This is a genomic window from Hyphomicrobium sp. ghe19, from assembly GCF_902712875.1.
Classification (GTDB): domain Bacteria; phylum Pseudomonadota; class Alphaproteobacteria; order Rhizobiales; family Hyphomicrobiaceae; genus Hyphomicrobium_B.
The window spans coordinates 476,804-492,388 of sequence record NZ_LR743509.1; the positions used below are offsets into that span (position 1 = coordinate 476,804).

Annotated in this window: 14 protein-coding genes and 1 riboswitch; of the genes, 8 read left to right on the forward strand and 6 right to left on the reverse strand. The window is 60.0% G+C overall.

All coding sequences use genetic code 11. From position 1 onward, the window contains the following. Positions 1-759 precede the first annotated feature (759 nt). The gene (locus tag AACL53_RS02245) at positions 760-1,635 is read left to right on the forward strand and encodes a ParA family protein (protein ID WP_339082037.1); all 876 of its coding nucleotides are present in this window, start codon (positions 760-762) and stop codon (positions 1,633-1,635) included. A gap of 15 nt (positions 1,636-1,650) precedes the next feature. On the opposite strand, the gene AACL53_RS02250 is transcribed toward AACL53_RS02245, so the two are convergent. From AACL53_RS02250 to AACL53_RS02260, 3 genes are all read right to left on the reverse strand, one after another. Beyond that, positions 1,651-2,730, reverse strand: a complete 1,080-nt coding sequence (locus AACL53_RS02250) for a rhamnan synthesis F family protein (RefSeq protein WP_339082040.1) — start codon at positions 2,728-2,730, stop codon at positions 1,651-1,653. A gap of 105 nt (positions 2,731-2,835) precedes the next feature. Beyond that, complete coding sequence (locus tag AACL53_RS02255) at positions 2,836-3,984, reverse strand: glycosyltransferase family 4 protein (protein ID WP_339082042.1); 1,149 nt, start codon at positions 3,982-3,984, stop codon at positions 2,836-2,838. Between the two features lie 76 nt (positions 3,985-4,060). Further along, complete coding sequence (locus tag AACL53_RS02260) at positions 4,061-4,996, reverse strand: glycosyltransferase family 2 protein (RefSeq protein ID WP_339082044.1); 936 nt, start codon at positions 4,994-4,996, stop codon at positions 4,061-4,063. A gap of 428 nt (positions 4,997-5,424) precedes the next feature. Between AACL53_RS02260 and rfbC the strand changes: the two genes are divergently transcribed. The 7 genes from rfbC (at position 5,425) to cbiB (ending at position 12,596) form a co-directional block, all read left to right on the forward strand. After that, positions 5,425-5,976 carry a dTDP-4-dehydrorhamnose 3,5-epimerase gene (gene rfbC / locus AACL53_RS02265; RefSeq protein ID WP_339082046.1) on the forward strand — a complete coding sequence of 184 codons (552 nt, stop codon included), beginning with the start codon at positions 5,425-5,427 and terminating at the stop codon, positions 5,974-5,976. Positions 5,977-6,002: 26 nt separating this feature from the next. Then, positions 6,003-7,094, forward strand: coding sequence for a dTDP-glucose 4,6-dehydratase (rfbB, locus tag AACL53_RS02270; RefSeq protein WP_339082048.1), 1,092 nt, complete (start codon positions 6,003-6,005; stop codon positions 7,092-7,094). Next, a complete protein-coding gene (gene rfbD, locus AACL53_RS02275) occupies positions 7,091-8,047 on the forward strand; it encodes a dTDP-4-dehydrorhamnose reductase (RefSeq protein WP_339082050.1) in 957 nt (318 codons plus the stop codon). Before rfbB ends, rfbD begins: the two co-directional genes overlap by 4 nt. A 10-nt stretch (positions 8,048-8,057) precedes the next feature. Next, on the forward strand, positions 8,058-8,936 hold the full coding sequence (gene rfbA, locus AACL53_RS02280) for a glucose-1-phosphate thymidylyltransferase RfbA (protein ID WP_339082052.1): 879 nt from the start codon (positions 8,058-8,060) through the stop codon (positions 8,934-8,936). 165 nt (positions 8,937-9,101) lie between these two features. Then, the gene (locus AACL53_RS02285; protein ID WP_339082054.1) at positions 9,102-9,923 is read left to right on the forward strand and encodes a rhodanese-related sulfurtransferase; all 822 of its coding nucleotides are present in this window, start codon (positions 9,102-9,104) and stop codon (positions 9,921-9,923) included. Between the two features lie 153 nt (positions 9,924-10,076). Next, entirely contained in the window at positions 10,077-11,573 is a 1,497-nt protein-coding gene (gene cobA / locus AACL53_RS02290; RefSeq protein ID WP_339082056.1) for a uroporphyrinogen-III C-methyltransferase, read from the forward strand. Between the two features lie 48 nt (positions 11,574-11,621). Then, complete coding sequence (gene cbiB, locus AACL53_RS02295; protein ID WP_339082058.1) at positions 11,622-12,596, forward strand: adenosylcobinamide-phosphate synthase CbiB; 975 nt, start codon at positions 11,622-11,624, stop codon at positions 12,594-12,596. On the opposite strand, the gene AACL53_RS02300 is transcribed toward cbiB, so the two are convergent. From AACL53_RS02300 to cobU, 3 genes are read right to left on the reverse strand one after another with little or no spacing between them, the layout of a single operon-like run. Beyond that, entirely contained in the window at positions 12,580-14,052 is a 1,473-nt protein-coding gene (locus AACL53_RS02300) for a cobyric acid synthase (protein WP_339082060.1), read from the reverse strand. The genes cbiB and AACL53_RS02300 overlap by 17 nt on opposite strands. Then, positions 14,052-14,669: a cob(I)yrinic acid a,c-diamide adenosyltransferase gene (gene cobO / locus AACL53_RS02305; RefSeq protein ID WP_339082063.1), complete on the reverse strand. Its 618-nt coding sequence runs from the start codon at positions 14,667-14,669 to the stop codon at positions 14,052-14,054. The genes AACL53_RS02300 and cobO overlap by 1 nt, the downstream gene beginning before the upstream one ends. A gap of 3 nt (positions 14,670-14,672) precedes the next feature. After that, positions 14,673-15,197: a bifunctional adenosylcobinamide kinase/adenosylcobinamide-phosphate guanylyltransferase gene (gene cobU, locus AACL53_RS02310; protein ID WP_339082065.1), complete on the reverse strand. Its 525-nt coding sequence runs from the start codon at positions 15,195-15,197 to the stop codon at positions 14,673-14,675. A gap of 59 nt (positions 15,198-15,256) precedes the next feature. Further along, positions 15,257-15,440, forward strand: a riboswitch (cobalamin riboswitch). Positions 15,441-15,585: the final 145 nt, after the last annotated feature.

Genomic DNA, 15,585 nt, shown 5'->3' on the forward strand with positions numbered 1-15,585 from the left:
GATCAGGCAGCGTTTTCTGAAAGTGGGTAAGGCTTCTTCCTTAGTCCAGATCGCGAGATGGGCAAGTCGCCATTTTTGTTTTGCCGCGAAATTTTCAGTCGATGCGGTTAGCAACGTGCTGACCTTTGCAACATTAGGTCCGGCAGAAGGCCCTCGTGCAATCTTGCGTATGTCCGACAGACGGCAGCCACATGGAAAGCGCAATCACCTCTCAAGTCTGGCGCATGCAATTTTGAGATTCTGCCGAAGGAATGAATCGATGGGCATACTTGGATGGATGAGTAAGCGCGCGCCGCAGGTGCCTGAAGACGCCTCCGAGCCGCGGCCTTCGAATGACGAGCCCCGGCCGTCAAACAAGCGGCCCAAAGTCGACAAAGACGCTGCGGCCGAGCGGGCCCGCAAAAACAGTCCGTGGCGCTTCGATGACGGGCCGTCCCGGCGCCCTGTCGGCGACACAGTCGGCGAAACGAAAAAATAGCGCTGGGATTTCTGGCCGCTGGTATTTGGGCGGACCTCCACGTAGTGTCGCGCGCAGAACCGGGTGGGGCGCTTCCGCATGCTCTTGCGTTGTCCTTACGAGCCTTTCTTCATGTATCGCAAGCGGCGTGATCTACATCGACCGAGGCTGCCGGGAGGCGATTTTTCTCGCGCGATGGCGGAGCCCTGGGCTCCGTCTGTTGCAAGCCGCGCCTCCGCCGGATTGTTTCATATTGAGGCTCCCTTCCGCCCCTTCGTCAGGCGGTCGGCGGATGCCGGTCGATGAGCGTCAGAATCGCGATCGCCAATCCGAAAGGCGGCGTCGGCAAGTCGCTGACCACCATGATGCTCGCAGACGGGCTGGCCCTTTCCTACGGTGCGCGGGTGCTCGTTCTCGACGCCGATCCGCAAGCCGGCGTCACGAAGGCGCTCCTCGGTATCGGTGCGGAGCAGCAACTCACCCAACGTCAGATTGGCCTGGCGGCCATGCTGCGAGCTTTCGCCAGCGGCCGGAGTATGCGCCTTGCCGCGCACCGCGTGGCGGCAGGCGATTTGATCGAGTTGCACGATAGGCAAGCGGGCTTCATCGATCTCTTGCCGTCCAATCACGAACTTCTTCGCGAGATGGCCGAGTTCGAACACGTGGCGCGGCGAAAGAAGCGCAAGGATCGTCTCGATGTCCTGCTATCGGATGCTTTGAGATCAGAGCTTTCGAAAATCGACGGGAATTACGACGCCGTTCTGATCGATTGTCCCGCGGGGCCCGGCGTGCTGGGGCTCGCGGCCATGAGGCTGGCCGAGCACATAGTAGCGCCGACGAGCCTCGAGACGAACGCGTATTCGACCCTCACGGATTTCTTGAAATTCATTCTCGCCGACGATCTCGATCTCGCGTCGCAGGTGAAAGTTCATCCGCTCATCACGCAGTATCAGGCAACGAATACGGTGCAGCGCGAGATGTTGCATCACATCAAGCAGGGTCTGCACCAACTCAACGCAATTTCGCGGCCTGTGCCTTACACAAGCGCGCTACAGAATGCGGCTACTCATCCGGGGCTCGGCGTGTTTCGCTCGGCGCGCGATAAATACGGAAGTGCGTTGCCTGAGGTCATGGCGCTGACAAAGGCCGTGGTTGAACGAATTAGTCCGGGCGCGTGAGTGGTTTCGGCCATCTCACCGTGGCGAGACGATCCTGCCGCTTGCCCGCTTCAGGACTTGCCGAAGCTCAGTGCTCGACCCAACGTCTATGATTTTCACCGGCAAGATCTTCGTTTCGTCAGCTGCCGTTTTCAACCAGCGGAGCCCTGCGAGTTCGCATGAAGCGAAAAAAAATCGTTCGATCGCATGCGCGAGCGTGCCGTCGATTTGGCCTTGCTCCGCCGGAAACTCGTCCACGCTCAAATTGAGATCGAGCAGCGGTTTCAGCGCAGCCGGGCGGCACCAGAACATCGATCCGGATGGAAAGTCCAAATAGTTGAACGCGTATTTATCTCCGAGCAGTTTGATGCAGAGCGCGTCGGCAATTTTTAAATTGTCTCTCCAGCCCAGGCCTTTGACAGGGCCGAAATGTTCCGGGGCAATCATCCCCAATTCGGGGATGTCTTGGAAAGACGATAATATTGATTGGGTGCGATCGCGCGTTCCTATCAGAGCGTCGAAAATGTATTCGCGCCAATCTCCGAGCCTCGGAGAAAATACCGACTTCTTGCCGTGAATGAATAAAACCACATCGTATTGATCGAGCTTGTCGTTGAAGGCGATCAGCTTCGGCGCGATATCGCGGCCAACATTCGGAAATTCTCGAACGACGACATTCGATGCTGTGCTTGACGAGAGCGCGGTTTCGATGCGCCTCTTCTTTTCCGCGGTGTCGGTGGATATGAGGAGATCGAATTTCGTTGGAATGACATCGAGGCGTGTTCGTATTTCTTCGGCGAGGTCATCGTAATAAAGGTGGCATACGACGGCGACCTTCATAGGTTGCGGCAGTCCATCGCGATCAATAGGCCGATCTTCGGGAAAGCGTATGCAAAGGTCGTCGGGCGGAGTTCGCCGTGGATGAACCCACTTTTCGAAAGGCAATTCCTCATCCATCCAGGCGTTCGCTCGTTCGTACGAGAGACGCCGCTTTCGCCGATTTGCCGGATGGCGAAGAGCTGCGCGCAGGAAAATCGCGAGGCTGGCGGCGGTGCGGCTTACCTTGGCGAGTTGAAAAATCGGTGCAGGCGTTTCGAAGATCCGATGATATCTCATTCGGCTAATCCGCTCCGCGAGCACTACGCTTCACCTGTGCTCTCGTAACGTTGCGGCGGGCCTCTCGGCAAGGCGTCAAGTGCGGTCTACAGAGCAATCCACAGGCTAGAGGTGGCTGCTGGCGCTCGCAGACGCTTCAGAGCCGGCTGTCTGCGTGGAGACGATGCCGCTTGTTCGGCTCTCGGTTGCGCGTTCGTAGAAAGCATCCGCCGAGTGAGCAACTTCAGAGAGTGCAAATTTTCTGGCGCAAAATTCTCGTGCGGTCTCACCAAGACGAACACGCAGGTCCCGATCGAGGAGGAGCTTGCGCAAGTGCGCGGCAATGTGATCGGGCGCGAAGTTCAAAGGCAGCATCAGAGTGCCGTCCGGCGAAATTTCGGCCATTCCTCCGGTGCCTGAGCTGATCACGGCGCAGCCTGCGGCGTGCGCTTCGAGAGCCGTCCGGCCAAAGGGCTCCTGCCATCTCGAAGCAACGATTGCAATTGCCGCATTCTCATAGCGCTCTTTCACCACGGCGAAAGGCAGGCTCAGTTCTACTGTTATCTTGCTTTCGAGAGGGCGAATGACAGCAAGGACTTCCTCCAAATAGGCCGGGAAGCGTTCCGGTTCGGCGAGAATAAAACGCGCCCGCCAGCCGGGCTGCTCTTTCAAGACGGCGGCAACCGCCAGCGCCGCCTCTTTAATTCCCTTTTCTGGCGCCGCACGGCCGACACAAATGATCTCGTCCAGCTTCTGCTTCGACGGCTGCCACTGTGAAAAGTCGAGGCCGTTGTAAACGACGGACGTCGGCAGGCGCACTTCCGGCCAGTCCGCTTCGAACGTCTTTCGGCAAAAGTCGCTGACGAAGATCATACCGGCGAGCCCGCGATATTGCCGGAGCTTAAACCGCCGTCGAAACCCGTTCAGAAAACTGCCGCCTGGAACGGGCTTGATCATGTTGTGCTTGTGAAGAACCACTGGGACGCGAGTGCGCGCGGCAAGCGCTGCGGCTGTCGGAAGATGTTGTTGGACGACGATAAGATCTGGCGATATGCGCGAAACTTCGCGCAACGCAAACGCCACCTTGCGGCGCCGTGAGTCGTCGACGGCACGTGAGTAGGTCATCACGTCGATGCCGGGAAAGAGTGTTTCGTTCTCGCAGCAGATGACCGTCGTCGTTTGGCGGTAACGGCTCGCCGCGACGAGATCGCGAACGCACAGGTCAATCGAGGATGCGTTGCTGGGACCGAAACGCATGTGCCGAGGCAAAAACATCAATATGCGCATAATATGAACCGTGGGCCTGCAATCCGTTGAGGTCGAATAATTCGAAAGCAAGGCTAATTCATTATCAATACACACGCCCGTCGGGAGGAAAAAAGCCTACGTAGCTCTCAGCTGCTGAGTCAAGATAGTATTCCCATCGCGCCGGATTTGATACCAGCAACGTCGCGTAGAGAAACAAAAGCCGTGAATACAACATCGGAGCGGTCGTAATCAGTTTTTCGTGCCGCATCCATTTCAGCGCCCGCGAAACGATCTTCCTCATCGCGATGTATCGATATTCCTCATCGAATTTGGAGGCGCCAAACTCTTTCAGTATCTGAATGGTCTGGAAGTAGGTGAGGGCTTCGTTCGCAGATAGCCGTTTGCTGCTTTGAACGAGTTGGTGGCAGACGGCTGCGTCGACCCGTGCAACGCGAGAGTGCTCAAAGACCCGCAATGCAAGAGCAAGATCCTGACACGAGATCAGCTCCTCGTTGAGCCGCAAAGAAGCAGGAATGCTTCGGCGTCGTATCAGGGCCGCAGTCGGGATGTGATTGAAGTCTCTGATCGCGTAATTCAGCGGATCGGACAATATCGTTACTGTCGATGGATGCGGCTCGCCGAGTTTGACCGGTCCGCCGGTCAATGGTTCCGGACCGTAAGGCGACGTCGAGCCGAAGATATAGTCGGCGTCATTATCCTCCGCGAGTTGCATCATAAATGACGTCGATCCGATCACGAGAGGATCATCGCAATCGATGATGCGCAGCCACTGCTCGGTCGCGGATGCGATCAGTTGATTGGTAACGTTGAAAATGCCCCGATTTTCCTGACGCCGGCAGGTGATGCGGGGATCTTTTGCGCTGAACTCGCGGATGAGAGACCACGACGAATCCTTCGACCCATCGTCGATGATCAAAACGTCCCCGCCGGTCATAGTCAGCTCAGTGGCAACGCTTTCAAGCACCGAGGCGAGATATTCGGACTTGTTATACGAACTGATGAGATAACTAACGGACATTGCAGCAGTGATGGCCCCCGTTGCTTGGGATGGTTCTAATTTGGCGCGGGGCGCCTTTCGCCGTATTCGAGCAAGGTAACTTCGAAACACCAGTTCAGAACACCGGTTCCAACAACCTGAGAATTGCGGGCGGGCCTACTACGTTTGCGACGCGAGGCATTGGAGTCAAGTTCGTTGTCGGCCGCACTCTTTTCAGCAGATCAAGTGGTTCACTCAAGTTCGTAAACGCGACAATGGCACAAGCCGTGGGAACGCGCTTCGATTAGATGTGTTAGGCCAAGTGGCGTGACGCAACGGGCACACGTTGACGGACGTTGCGGACGTTCGCGGGCACTCGAGCAAGTCTGGGATTGTTCTTTCGAGGTTTGATATGCGAACTACCCGCCACCGGCACATTGGGAAGCCGAACAGCCACTTGGAAATCTCGCGTGCGAATAACTGAACTCGATATCCCCGGCTTGATCGTAATCACACCCAAACGTTTCCAAGACGCGAGAGGTTTTTTCACCGAACTTTATAACAGCAAGGCGCTCGAAGAGGCTGGCATCCGGGATGTGTTCGTCCAGGATAACTTTTCTTTGTCATCAAAGACCGGAACTATCCGGGGCCTGCATTTTCAAGTCCCGCCCTATTCGCAAACCAAGCTCGTTCGCGTCAGCCGGGGCCGCATTCTCGATGTCGCCGTAGACCTGAGGCCGTCGTCGCCAGCATACCGACGGCACGTAGCCATCGAGATATCGGCTGAGAATGGGCAGCAGATATATATTCCTGACGGCTTTGCGCACGGCTTTTGCACGCTGGAACCCGACACGGAGGTCGTTTACAAAGTTTCGAGTCACTACGCTCCTGGAGCAGAAGCGGGCGTTCTATGGTCCGATCCGGAGCTCGGTATTGTATGGCCGGTCAGCGCGCAGGATGCGATCGTCTCGGACAAGGATGCAAAGCTTCCTTTGCTGAGAGACATCGCGGGGACAGTTTGAACGTCGTTTGAACGCGGGGGCGGGGGATGAGAGTCATAGTTACGGGCGGAGCCGGATTTATCGGCTCAGCACTCGTTCGCTACCTCGTCCTGGACCGCGGCTGGGACGTGCTGAACGTCGATAAGCTGACGTATGCCGCCAACTTGCAGTCACTGTCCTCGCTATCGGACAAATCAAACTACCGGTTTGTCCGTGCAGACATTTGCGATGCCGATGCGATCAATCGCGTTTTCTCGGAATTCCGGCCGGACGCTGTGATGCATCTGGCCGCTGAAAGCCACGTCGACCGGTCGATCACGTCGCCTGCCGAATTCATCAAAACGAACATTCTCGGTACTCACGTCCTCCTCGAGGCCAGCCGGCATTATTGGAACGGGCTTGGCGCAGAAGGCCGGAAGGCTTTCAGATTTCTGCATGTATCGACCGACGAAGTGTACGGCAGCCTCGCGGACGGCGGCTTCTTCGTCGAGAGTACGGCTTACGATCCGAGATCGCCGTATTCGGCGAGCAAAGCCTCGTCCGATCATCTCGTGAGCGCTTGGCGCGAAACATACGGGTTGCCGGCGCTGATAACGAACTGTTCGAACAATTATGGTCCGTATCATTTCCCGGAGAAGCTCATTCCGCTCGTTCTGCTGAATGCGCTCGAGAAGCGGCCGTTGCCGGTCTACGGCGACGGGCGGCAGGTTCGAGATTGGCTCTACGTCGAGGACCACGTGAAGGCGCTCACGATGGTTCTCGAGAGAGGCCGCGTGGGCGAGACATACAATATCGGCGGGCGAGCGCCGATGGAGAACATCTCAGTGGTCGAGCGGATATGCGATGCTCTCGACAGCCTTCGGCCAAACGGAGAGTCGCGCCGAAGCCTTATTACATTTGTTCCAGATCGCCCCGGACACGACAGGCGTTACGCGATCGATCCCACCAAGATCGAGACGGAGCTTGGCTGGCGCGCCGAGAAGACTTTCGGCAGCGGCATAGCTGCGACGGTCGAATGGTACTTGAGCAATGAGTGGTGGTGGCGTCCGCTCCGCGAGAAAGTCTACGCGGGGAACAGGCTTGGCTTGCTTCAAACGCCGATGCCGGAAGACGTCGCGCTGGCGGAGTCGGTCGTGTGACCGGCGACGAGCGAAGCATACTCATCATCGGTCGGCACGGTCAGGTCAGCAGATCCCTTATCGAGTTGTTGGAGGCCGGCAGCCGACGTTTCACTGTCGTGGGGCGACCTGAGGCCGATCTTGGCGATCCGCAATCCGTGAGACGCGCCATTCTCGGGGCCCGGCCGAGCGTCGTGGTCAATGCCGCGGCCTATACGGCCGTCGATAAGGCAGAAGATGAACCTGATGCGGCTTTCGCCGTAAACGCCGCCGGTGCGGAAGCTGCGGCAAAGGCTGCCGCCGACATCGACGCGACGATCATTCATTTCTCGACCGACTACGTGTTCGATGGAAGCAAGCGCGTGCCTTACGTGGAGACGGATCCCGTGGCGCCGCTCGGGATTTACGGACGGAGCAAGCAAGAGGGCGAGGATCGCGTCGCTCAAGCCAATCCGAAGCATATCATTCTTCGCACCGCTTGGGTCTTCAGTCCGTTCGGAAGCAACTTTGTCAGGACCATGTTGCGCCTGAGCGTGGATCGTCCGGAAATCAAAGTCGTCGCCGATCAGCGCGGCAACCCGACGTTCGCGCCGGACTTGGCGGACCTCGTCGGCCGGCTCATTCCTCTCGCAAGCGCATCCTCGGCGGACCCGCGGATGTTCGGTGTCTTTCACACGGTCAATCGCGGCGAGACGACGTGGTTCGGTTTTGCGCAGGCGATCATCGAAGGCGCGGCGCGCCGTGGCGGGCGCGATATCGGGGTTCTGCCGATCGGCACCAAAGATTATCCGACCAAGGCCGCGCGCCCCGCGTACTCGGTGCTCTCGACGGAAAAGCTCCGCGCCGTCTACGGTCTAGAACTTCGGCCGTGGAGAGACGCGCTTTCCGATTGCCTGGATCGGCTCGCCGGCCCTCCCCGCGATGACGCGGCGAAACATTCGCAACAGATAAATAGCGCCGGGAAATTCGCATGAGCACGCCCACATGAGCACCCTTAAGGGCATTATTCTCGCGGGCGGCAGCGGCACGCGCCTTTACCCGCTGACGCTAACGATCTCGAAGCAGCTGCTTCCCGTCTACGACAAGCCGATGATCTATTATCCGCTGTCGACGCTGATGCTGGCCGGTATCCGGGATATCCTGATCATCACGACGCCGCATGACCAGATCCTTTTTCAAACGCTTCTTGGAACCGGCGAGCAGTTCGGGCTGCGCTTGAGCTATGCGGTGCAGCCGGAACCCGAGGGGCTTGCGCAGGCTTTCATCATCGGCCGCGATTTCATCGGTGACGACCGGTGCGCGCTCGTCCTCGGCGACAACATCTTCTACGGTCATGGGTTTGGCGAACTGCTTCGAAGCGCTGCGCACCGCGAATACGGCGCATCGGTTTTCGCCTACGAGGTGGCCGACCCTGAACGCTACGGCGTCGTGACGTTCGATAAGGCGGGCCACGCGAAGGCGATCGACGAGAAGCCACAAAAGCCGAATTCCAATTGGGCGGTGACGGGTCTTTATTTTTACGACCAACGGGTCGTTGACTTTGCGTCGCGCGTGGAGCCTTCGGCGCGCGGTGAGCTTGAGATCACGACGCTCAACGAAATGTATCTCGCAGCGGGCGCGCTTCATGTCGAGCGTATGGGGCGGGGCTATGCCTGGCTCGATACCGGCACATTCGACAGCTTGAGTGACGCGAGCGAATACATCGCGACGATCGAGCGGCGTCAGGGCCTCAAGATTTCATGCCCCGAAGAAATCGCCGTCCGCATGGGGTTCATTTCCCCGTCCGATCTCGATCCCTGGCTTGGCCGCCTCGGCAAGAGCCCCTACGCCGAATACGTCCGGCGCGTCATTGCCAGCATTTGAACACCAATAGTTAAGGCTGCCGGGCATTGTCACGCCTGTGCCCGGAATGCCGCCAAAATGCCGCGTCTTGCTCTTCGGGGGCCGTGACCGTATTGAAACCGGCGTAACTCTCGGACGGCCGTCCCTGATTTGCCGATCCACCGGTTCATTATGAAAGCTACGTGCGTGACGGTCAAAGTCGCCGCCTTCTATAAATTCGTCGAGATCGACGAGCCTCAGACGCTGCAGGCAAGCCTGCGCGAGCTTTGCGCGGCGCGCGGAATTCTGGGCACGATCCTGATCGCGAGCGAAGGCATCAACTCCACCGTTTCGGGGGCTGAGAACGACATCGATGCGCTGATCGAGGCGCTCGTAGCGGAGCCGAGATTTTCGGATCTGGTGGTCAAATATTCGGAAGCGACGGAGCATCCGTTTCAGCGGCTGAAGGTGAAGGTCAAGAAAGAGATCGTGACGTTCGGCGTTCCCGATGCCCGGCCATCGGTCGCGACCGGCACGTTCGTCGAACCCGAGGCGTGGAATGCCCTGATTGCCGACCCGGACGTTCTCGTGATCGATACGCGGAACGATTATGAGTTTCAGGTCGGCACATTCGACGGCGCGCTTAATCCGGAAACCGGGGCTTTCAACGAATTTCCCGACTATGTAAAGCGGGCGCTTTCGGATGATCCGAAGCGCAAGATCGCGATGTTCTGCACCGGCGGCATTCGCTGCGAAAAGGCGAGCGCCTTCATGCTTCGCGAGGGCTTTCCGAACGTCTATCAGCTCAACGGCGGCATCCTGCGCTATTTGGAGCAGGTTGCGCCGGAAGAAAGCTTATGGCGCGGCGAATGCTTCGTTTTCGATGAGCGGGTCGCGGTGGAACATGGGGTTCGCGAAGGGAATCACACGCTCTGCTCCGAATGCGGATTTCCGATCAGGCGCTCGGGCGGGGACAGTGAAACCGCGGTCTGTGACGGTTGCCGCGAAGCAATGGTCGGCGCGGACTAAATCCAGCCGGGATCGCGCCGCCACCGCTAAAAAGAGGCTTTCTGACCTCACCCGACCCCGCCGTCAGGCGCCGCAGATGCCCGCTTGCTCGCCGGGGCCGGAATGATGATATAGCTAGTAAATGCCCTGCCATCCTGACCGTATATTTTTGCAATGACTATTCGCAAGCCCGACAATGACAGCCCTAGCGGGGAAGAGCGCGCGACGCTGGAGGAGCTTATCCGCTGGCGGCGGGACGTTCGGCGCTTCAAGACAGATGCAGTTCCCGATGCTTTGATCGACCGGCTTCTCCGGCTCGCGGACCTCGCGCCGTCGGTCGGCAACAGTCAGCCGTGGCGGATCGTCAACGTTTGGTCTCCTGAAGTCAGGGCGGAGATTGCGAAGAACTTCGAAGGGGCGCGCAGCCGGGCAGGAGCGAGCTACGACGGCGATCAGGCCGATCTCTACAATCGATTGAAGCTCGAGGGATTGAACGCGGCGCCCGTGCATCTCGCGGTATTTTCCGATCACGGCACGCTGCAAGGCCACGGGCTCGGGCGGCATACGATGCCGGAAGCGCTCGACCATTCATGTGCGTGCATGGTGACCGTGCTTTGGCTTGCTGCCCGCGAGGCCGGCCTTGGGCTTGGCTGGGTGTCGATCATCGATCCGGCGGAAGTTTCGCGGGTGCTTGGTGTGCCTGCCGAGTGGAAGTTTATCGGATACCTCTCGCTCGGTTGGCCGGTCGAAGAACATCTCGATCCCGAGCTCGAGCGCCACGGGTGGCAGCCGCGGACGGCTTTCGATGCGCGCTATTTTACGGTCGGTTCAGGGCCGCTGGCGACCGGCGAGACGGCATCTCGACCGGGAGACGCAAAACGTCAGGGCGCAGTCACGCTGGTCGGGGCGGGGCCGGGCGATCCCGAGCTTTTGACGATCAAGGCACTTAATGCGCTGCAATCGGCCGACGCGGTGCTGTTCGACGATCTCGTCGCTAAGCCCATCCTCGATCTGGTCCGTCCAGGCGCTCGCCTGATCGATGTGGGTAAGCGCGGCTACCGGCAGTCGTGCAAGCAACCCGACATCAACGAGCAGATGGTATCGCTGGCGCGCGAGGGGCTGAATGTTGTGCGTCTCAAGTCGGGCGATCCGTTGATCTTTGGCCGCGCGGGCGAAGAGATCGAAGCGTGCGAGACGGCTGGCATTCCGATCAGCGTCGTGCCGGGGGTGACGTCGGCGCAGGGCGCTGCGGCCAATCTCAAGGTGTCATTGACCAATCGCGATCACGCGCGCCGTTTGCAGTTTATTACGGCGCATGACCGTCGCGGACAGCTGCCGAAGGACATCGACTGGAGTGCGGTTGCCGACAGCGCGGCGACAACCGTCATATACATGCCGAAGCGGACGCTCGCCGAACTCACCGAGATAGCGCTCGTGCATGGGCTCGACCCGAAGACACCAGCCATCGCGGTTGCGAATGCAACGCGTCCGGATGAGCGTGTTTTCATCTCGACCATCGGCGCAATTGCCACGGCCCTCGAAGCGGCGCATCCGGAGGGACCGGTGCTTGTCATGCTTGGGGAGGCTTTGCGTTATGCGACGGCCCGAGACGCTGTGCAGCAGGCTGAGGCGATCGCTGCAACTCACGGCGTTCTGCCGGAGCAATCTTGAGACCGGCCGCCGTGCGCGTCTCTCACATCAGCATCACGTGCAATTTCCGTGAGTGAAACCCAGACCCTTCTCATCGTCGCCGGGGCGCTCGCGCTGGAGGCGCTCTTTGGGTATCCGAATTGGCTTTATGAGCGCATCGGCCATCCCGTATCGTGGATCGGCTCGCTCATCTCCGCGCTCGATCAGCGGTTCAACCAGGAGAGCGAAAGCGCCGAGGCGCGCCGTTTGGCGGGCGTTCTGGCAATCAGCATCATCGTCGTGACTACCGGCGTGGTGGCCTGGGTCATCGAGCGTGCGTCCGCGTATAGCGCGATTGGTGACATTCTGATCGCGGTCCTGGCTTCGACGCTCATTGCGAGCCGAAGTCTTCACGACCATGTCGCCGCCGTCGCTCGCGCGCTCGCGAACGATGGCCTCAAAGGCGGCCGCCTTGCGGTGGGGCGTATCGTCGGCCGCAATCCTGAGACGCTCGACGAACACGGTGTCGCGCGCGCGGCGATCGAAAGTCTGGCCGAGAATGCGTCCGACGGCGTCGTCGCGCCGGTGTTCTGGTTCGCCTTTTTCGGACTGCCGGGTCTCGCCGTCTACAAGGCGATAAACACGGCGGACAGCATGATCGGTCATCGGACGCCGCGGCACGAGGCGTTCGGGTGGGCGGCGGCCCGGCTTGATGATCTCGTCAATCTACCGGCGTCGCGTCTGACGGGATTGCTTTTCGCGGGTGCTGCTCTCTTCATGCCGAAGGCTTCACCTGCCGCAGCGCTCGAGGCGATGGCTCGGGACGCTTCCAAGCATCGATCACCCAACGCAGGCTGGGCAGAAAGTGCGATGGCGGGAGCGCTGGGTTTCAAGCTCAACGGCCCAAAGGTCTATGGCAACGTGCGCGTCGAGGACGCCTATATGGGCAATGGGCGTCGCGATCTCCGGCCAGACGACATCGACGCGGCGCTTCGCCTCGCAATGATCGCATGGGCGATCATGATTGCGATTTTGTTGGTCTTTGCCGCTATTTTGCTAGGCTGAGAAGCTCATCGATCGCGACGTGGCGAGCGAGGTGCTCGGCGAAGCCATCGAGAATGCCGTCGATTTCCGTTTCGTAGCTGTTCCCCGATGTTTCAGCGCCGAAAGATGCGAGGATGGCGGCGCGGGCCGGGTCAGATGCAAAAATGCCGTGTACGTAGCATCCGGCGATGCGGCCATCCGGCGACGACGCACCGTCGCTCCGGCCGTCGGCGAATGTGACCATGGGGCGAGCGGTGTCCGGCCCGCCGGTCCGGCCGACGTGCATTTCGTAGCCCTGGAATGAAGCGCCGTTCGAATGAAGCGTTCCCTCGACGGCTGCGAGCGCTTTCTCCGTTCCAAATTCCGTCTCGATGTCGAGAAGTCCGAGGCCTTCTACGGTTCTGGGCAGGCCCTCGATGCCGTTCGGATCGGAAAGGCGTTTGCCCAGCATCTGGTAGCCGCCGCAAAGGCCGAGCACGTGGCCGCCGCGGCGAGCGTGCGCTTTGATATCGATGTCCCAGCCTTCGGCCCGCAGCGCGGCGAGATCATCGATCGTGGCTTTCGATCCCGGAAGGAGAATGACGTCAGCGTCTGCTGGAATAGGCTGGCCCGCTTCGATCATATCGACGGCAACGCCCGGCTCGCTCCGCAAGGGATCGAGGTCATCGAAATTCGAGATGCGCGGAAGTACGGGCACCGCGATGCGCAGCTTGACGGCGCCCTTCGGCTTCGATGCTTTTGCAAGATCACGCAGGGCGAGCGCGTCTTCGGCGGGAAGTTTCCGCGCATCGTCGAAATACGGAACGAGGCCGAGCGCGGCCCATCCAGTCATCTTCGAGATTGCGGCCATGCCGTCGGCGAAGAGCGTCGGATCTCCGCGCATCTTGTTGACGATGAACCCCTTGATCATCGCCGCGTCTTCCGGCTCGAGGACGCGCTGCGTTCCGACGAGGCTGGCGATGACGCCGCCGCGATCGATGTCGCCGATCAGAATAACGGGGACGCCGGCTGCGCGTGCGAAACCGAGGTTCGCGATGTCGTTCTTCCGGAGATTGATCTCGGACGCGCTGCCCGCGCCTTCGACGAGAACGAAATCGGCTTCCGCTTTCAGCCGGCCGAAGCTTTCCAGAACCGCCGGCAAAAGCTCAGGCTTCTTCGCCTGAAATTCACGCGCCCTCGCCGAGCCGATCATTTTACCTTGCACGACGATTTGTGCGCCCGTCTCGCTTTCGGGCTTCAGCAACACGGGGTTCATGTGCACCGACGGCGCGACGCGTGCCGCACGCGCTTGCAATGCCTGTGCGCGGCCGATCTCGCCGCCGTCGGCCGTCACGGCGGCGTTGTTCGACATATTCTGCGGCTTGAACGGCGCCACGCGGATGCCGCGGTTCGCGAGCAAGCGGCAAAGGCCCGCCACCATCAGGGATTTGCCGACGTCGGAGCCGGTGCCCGAAAACATCAGGGTTCGCGCCGGCATTAGAACTCGATGCCTTCCTGCGCTTTGATGCCGGCTGCGAAGTGGTGCTTCACGGCGGCCATTTCGGTCACGCCGTCGGCGAGCGCGATCAATTCCGGCTTGGCATTACGGCCGGTGACGACGACGTGCAGATCGGCGCGGCGGTTGCGGAGCGCTTCGATGACGTCATCAAGCGGAAGGTAATCGTAACGAAGCGCGATGTTGAGTTCGTCGAGAATGAGGAGGCGAATGGATGGGTCAGCCATCAGCTCTTTGGCTTTCTCCCACGCGCGCTCCGCCGCCTTGATGTCGCGCGCCTTGTCCTGGGTTTCCCAAGTGAAGCCTTCGCCCATCGTGTGCCAGGAGACCTGATCGCCGAACATGCGCAGCGCGTCGCGTTCGCCGGTCATCCACGCGCCCTTGATGAATTGCACGACACCGACGCGCCAGCCGTGACCGAGCGCTCGCAGGGCAAGCCCAAACGCGGCGGTGGACTTGCCTTTTCCTGGGCCGGTGTGCACGAGGAGAACGCCCTTTTCGATCGACTTCGAGGCGACCTCGGCGTCCTGCACGGCTTTGCGCTTGGCCATCTTGGCCTTGTGGCGCTCGGCTTCGTCTATCGTTGGGTCGGTGGTCACGTTTCAGCCTTTCAAGGTCAGCGGCAAGCCGGCGGCGACAAAGACGACCCTGTCCGCCGCGGCCGCGATTTTCTGATTGAGGCGGCCGGCCTCGTCGCGAAACGCTCGCGCGAGCGCGTTATCCGGGACGATGCCTAGGCCGACTTCATTCGAAACGATGACGCAGGGGGCGATCCGTTTCGAGAGCGCCGCGATCAGTTTATCGGTCGCGTCGGGGATCGAACGTTCCGCGTGCATTAAATTCGATATCCACAAGGTCAGGCAGTCGACGAGTGACGGCAGTTCGGACGTCCGGTTCGACAAGGTATCGGCGATGTCGAGAGGGGTTTCGTGTTGAACCCAGCCGCTGCTGCGACGCCTTTGGTGCAGTTTGATTCGCTCGTCCATCTCGCCGTCGAAGGCCTCAGCAGTGGCGATGTAGGCCCAGGGCCCCGGCTGGCTCGTCAAAAGCTGCTCGGCATAAAGGCTTTTGCCGGAGCGTGCGCCTCCGAGAACCAATGTCAGCTGCGGCAGGGTTGGCGTTGGCATGAGCGACTTTCGGGCGGTCCAGGACACGCTGATGGCGATTGACGAGGGATAGTCGCTCACTTATCGATGGGGACGACGGTCCCTCGCAAGAGGGTTCAATGGGAATGCGGTATTTACTCCGCAGCTGCCCCCGCAACTGTGAGCGGTGAGCGCTGGCGATATGACCACTGGGTTATGCCCGGGAAGGTCGCCAGACGCTGAGACCCGCGAGCCAGGAGACCTGCCGTCACAGAAGAATCGAACCGTCGCCGGTGGGGCGAGAAAGGTTAACATGACTTTCAGAATGCTCTGCGCACGCCATTGCGCGCCATCCCATCATGCGTGGATGTTCAAACGTGCGGCTCCGACCGGAGCTGCCGCGATGGGGTCCTGTGACCGTGGGTCTCAA

Excerpts from the sequence above, each read along its gene's own strand:
- AACL53_RS02245 (WP_339082037.1), top strand. The coding sequence starts at position 760 with ATGAGCGTCAGAATCGCGATCGCCAATCCGAAAGGCGGCGTCGGCAAG.
- AACL53_RS02250 (WP_339082040.1), bottom strand. The coding sequence starts at position 2,730 with ATGAGATATCATCGGATCTTCGAAACGCCTGCACCGATTTTTCAACTC.
- AACL53_RS02255 (WP_339082042.1), bottom strand. The coding sequence starts at position 3,984 with ATGTTTTTGCCTCGGCACATGCGTTTCGGTCCCAGCAACGCATCCTCG.
- AACL53_RS02260 (WP_339082044.1), bottom strand. The coding sequence starts at position 4,996 with ATGTCCGTTAGTTATCTCATCAGTTCGTATAACAAGTCCGAATATCTC.
- rfbB (WP_339082048.1), top strand. The coding sequence starts at position 6,003 with ATGAGAGTCATAGTTACGGGCGGAGCCGGATTTATCGGCTCAGCACTC.
- rfbA (WP_339082052.1), top strand. The coding sequence starts at position 8,058 with ATGAGCACCCTTAAGGGCATTATTCTCGCGGGCGGCAGCGGCACGCGC.
- cobA (WP_339082056.1), top strand. The coding sequence starts at position 10,077 with ATGACTATTCGCAAGCCCGACAATGACAGCCCTAGCGGGGAAGAGCGC.
- AACL53_RS02300 (WP_339082060.1), bottom strand. The coding sequence starts at position 14,052 with ATGCCGGCGCGAACCCTGATGTTTTCGGGCACCGGCTCCGACGTCGGC.
- cobU (WP_339082065.1), bottom strand. The coding sequence starts at position 15,197 with ATGCCAACGCCAACCCTGCCGCAGCTGACATTGGTTCTCGGAGGCGCA.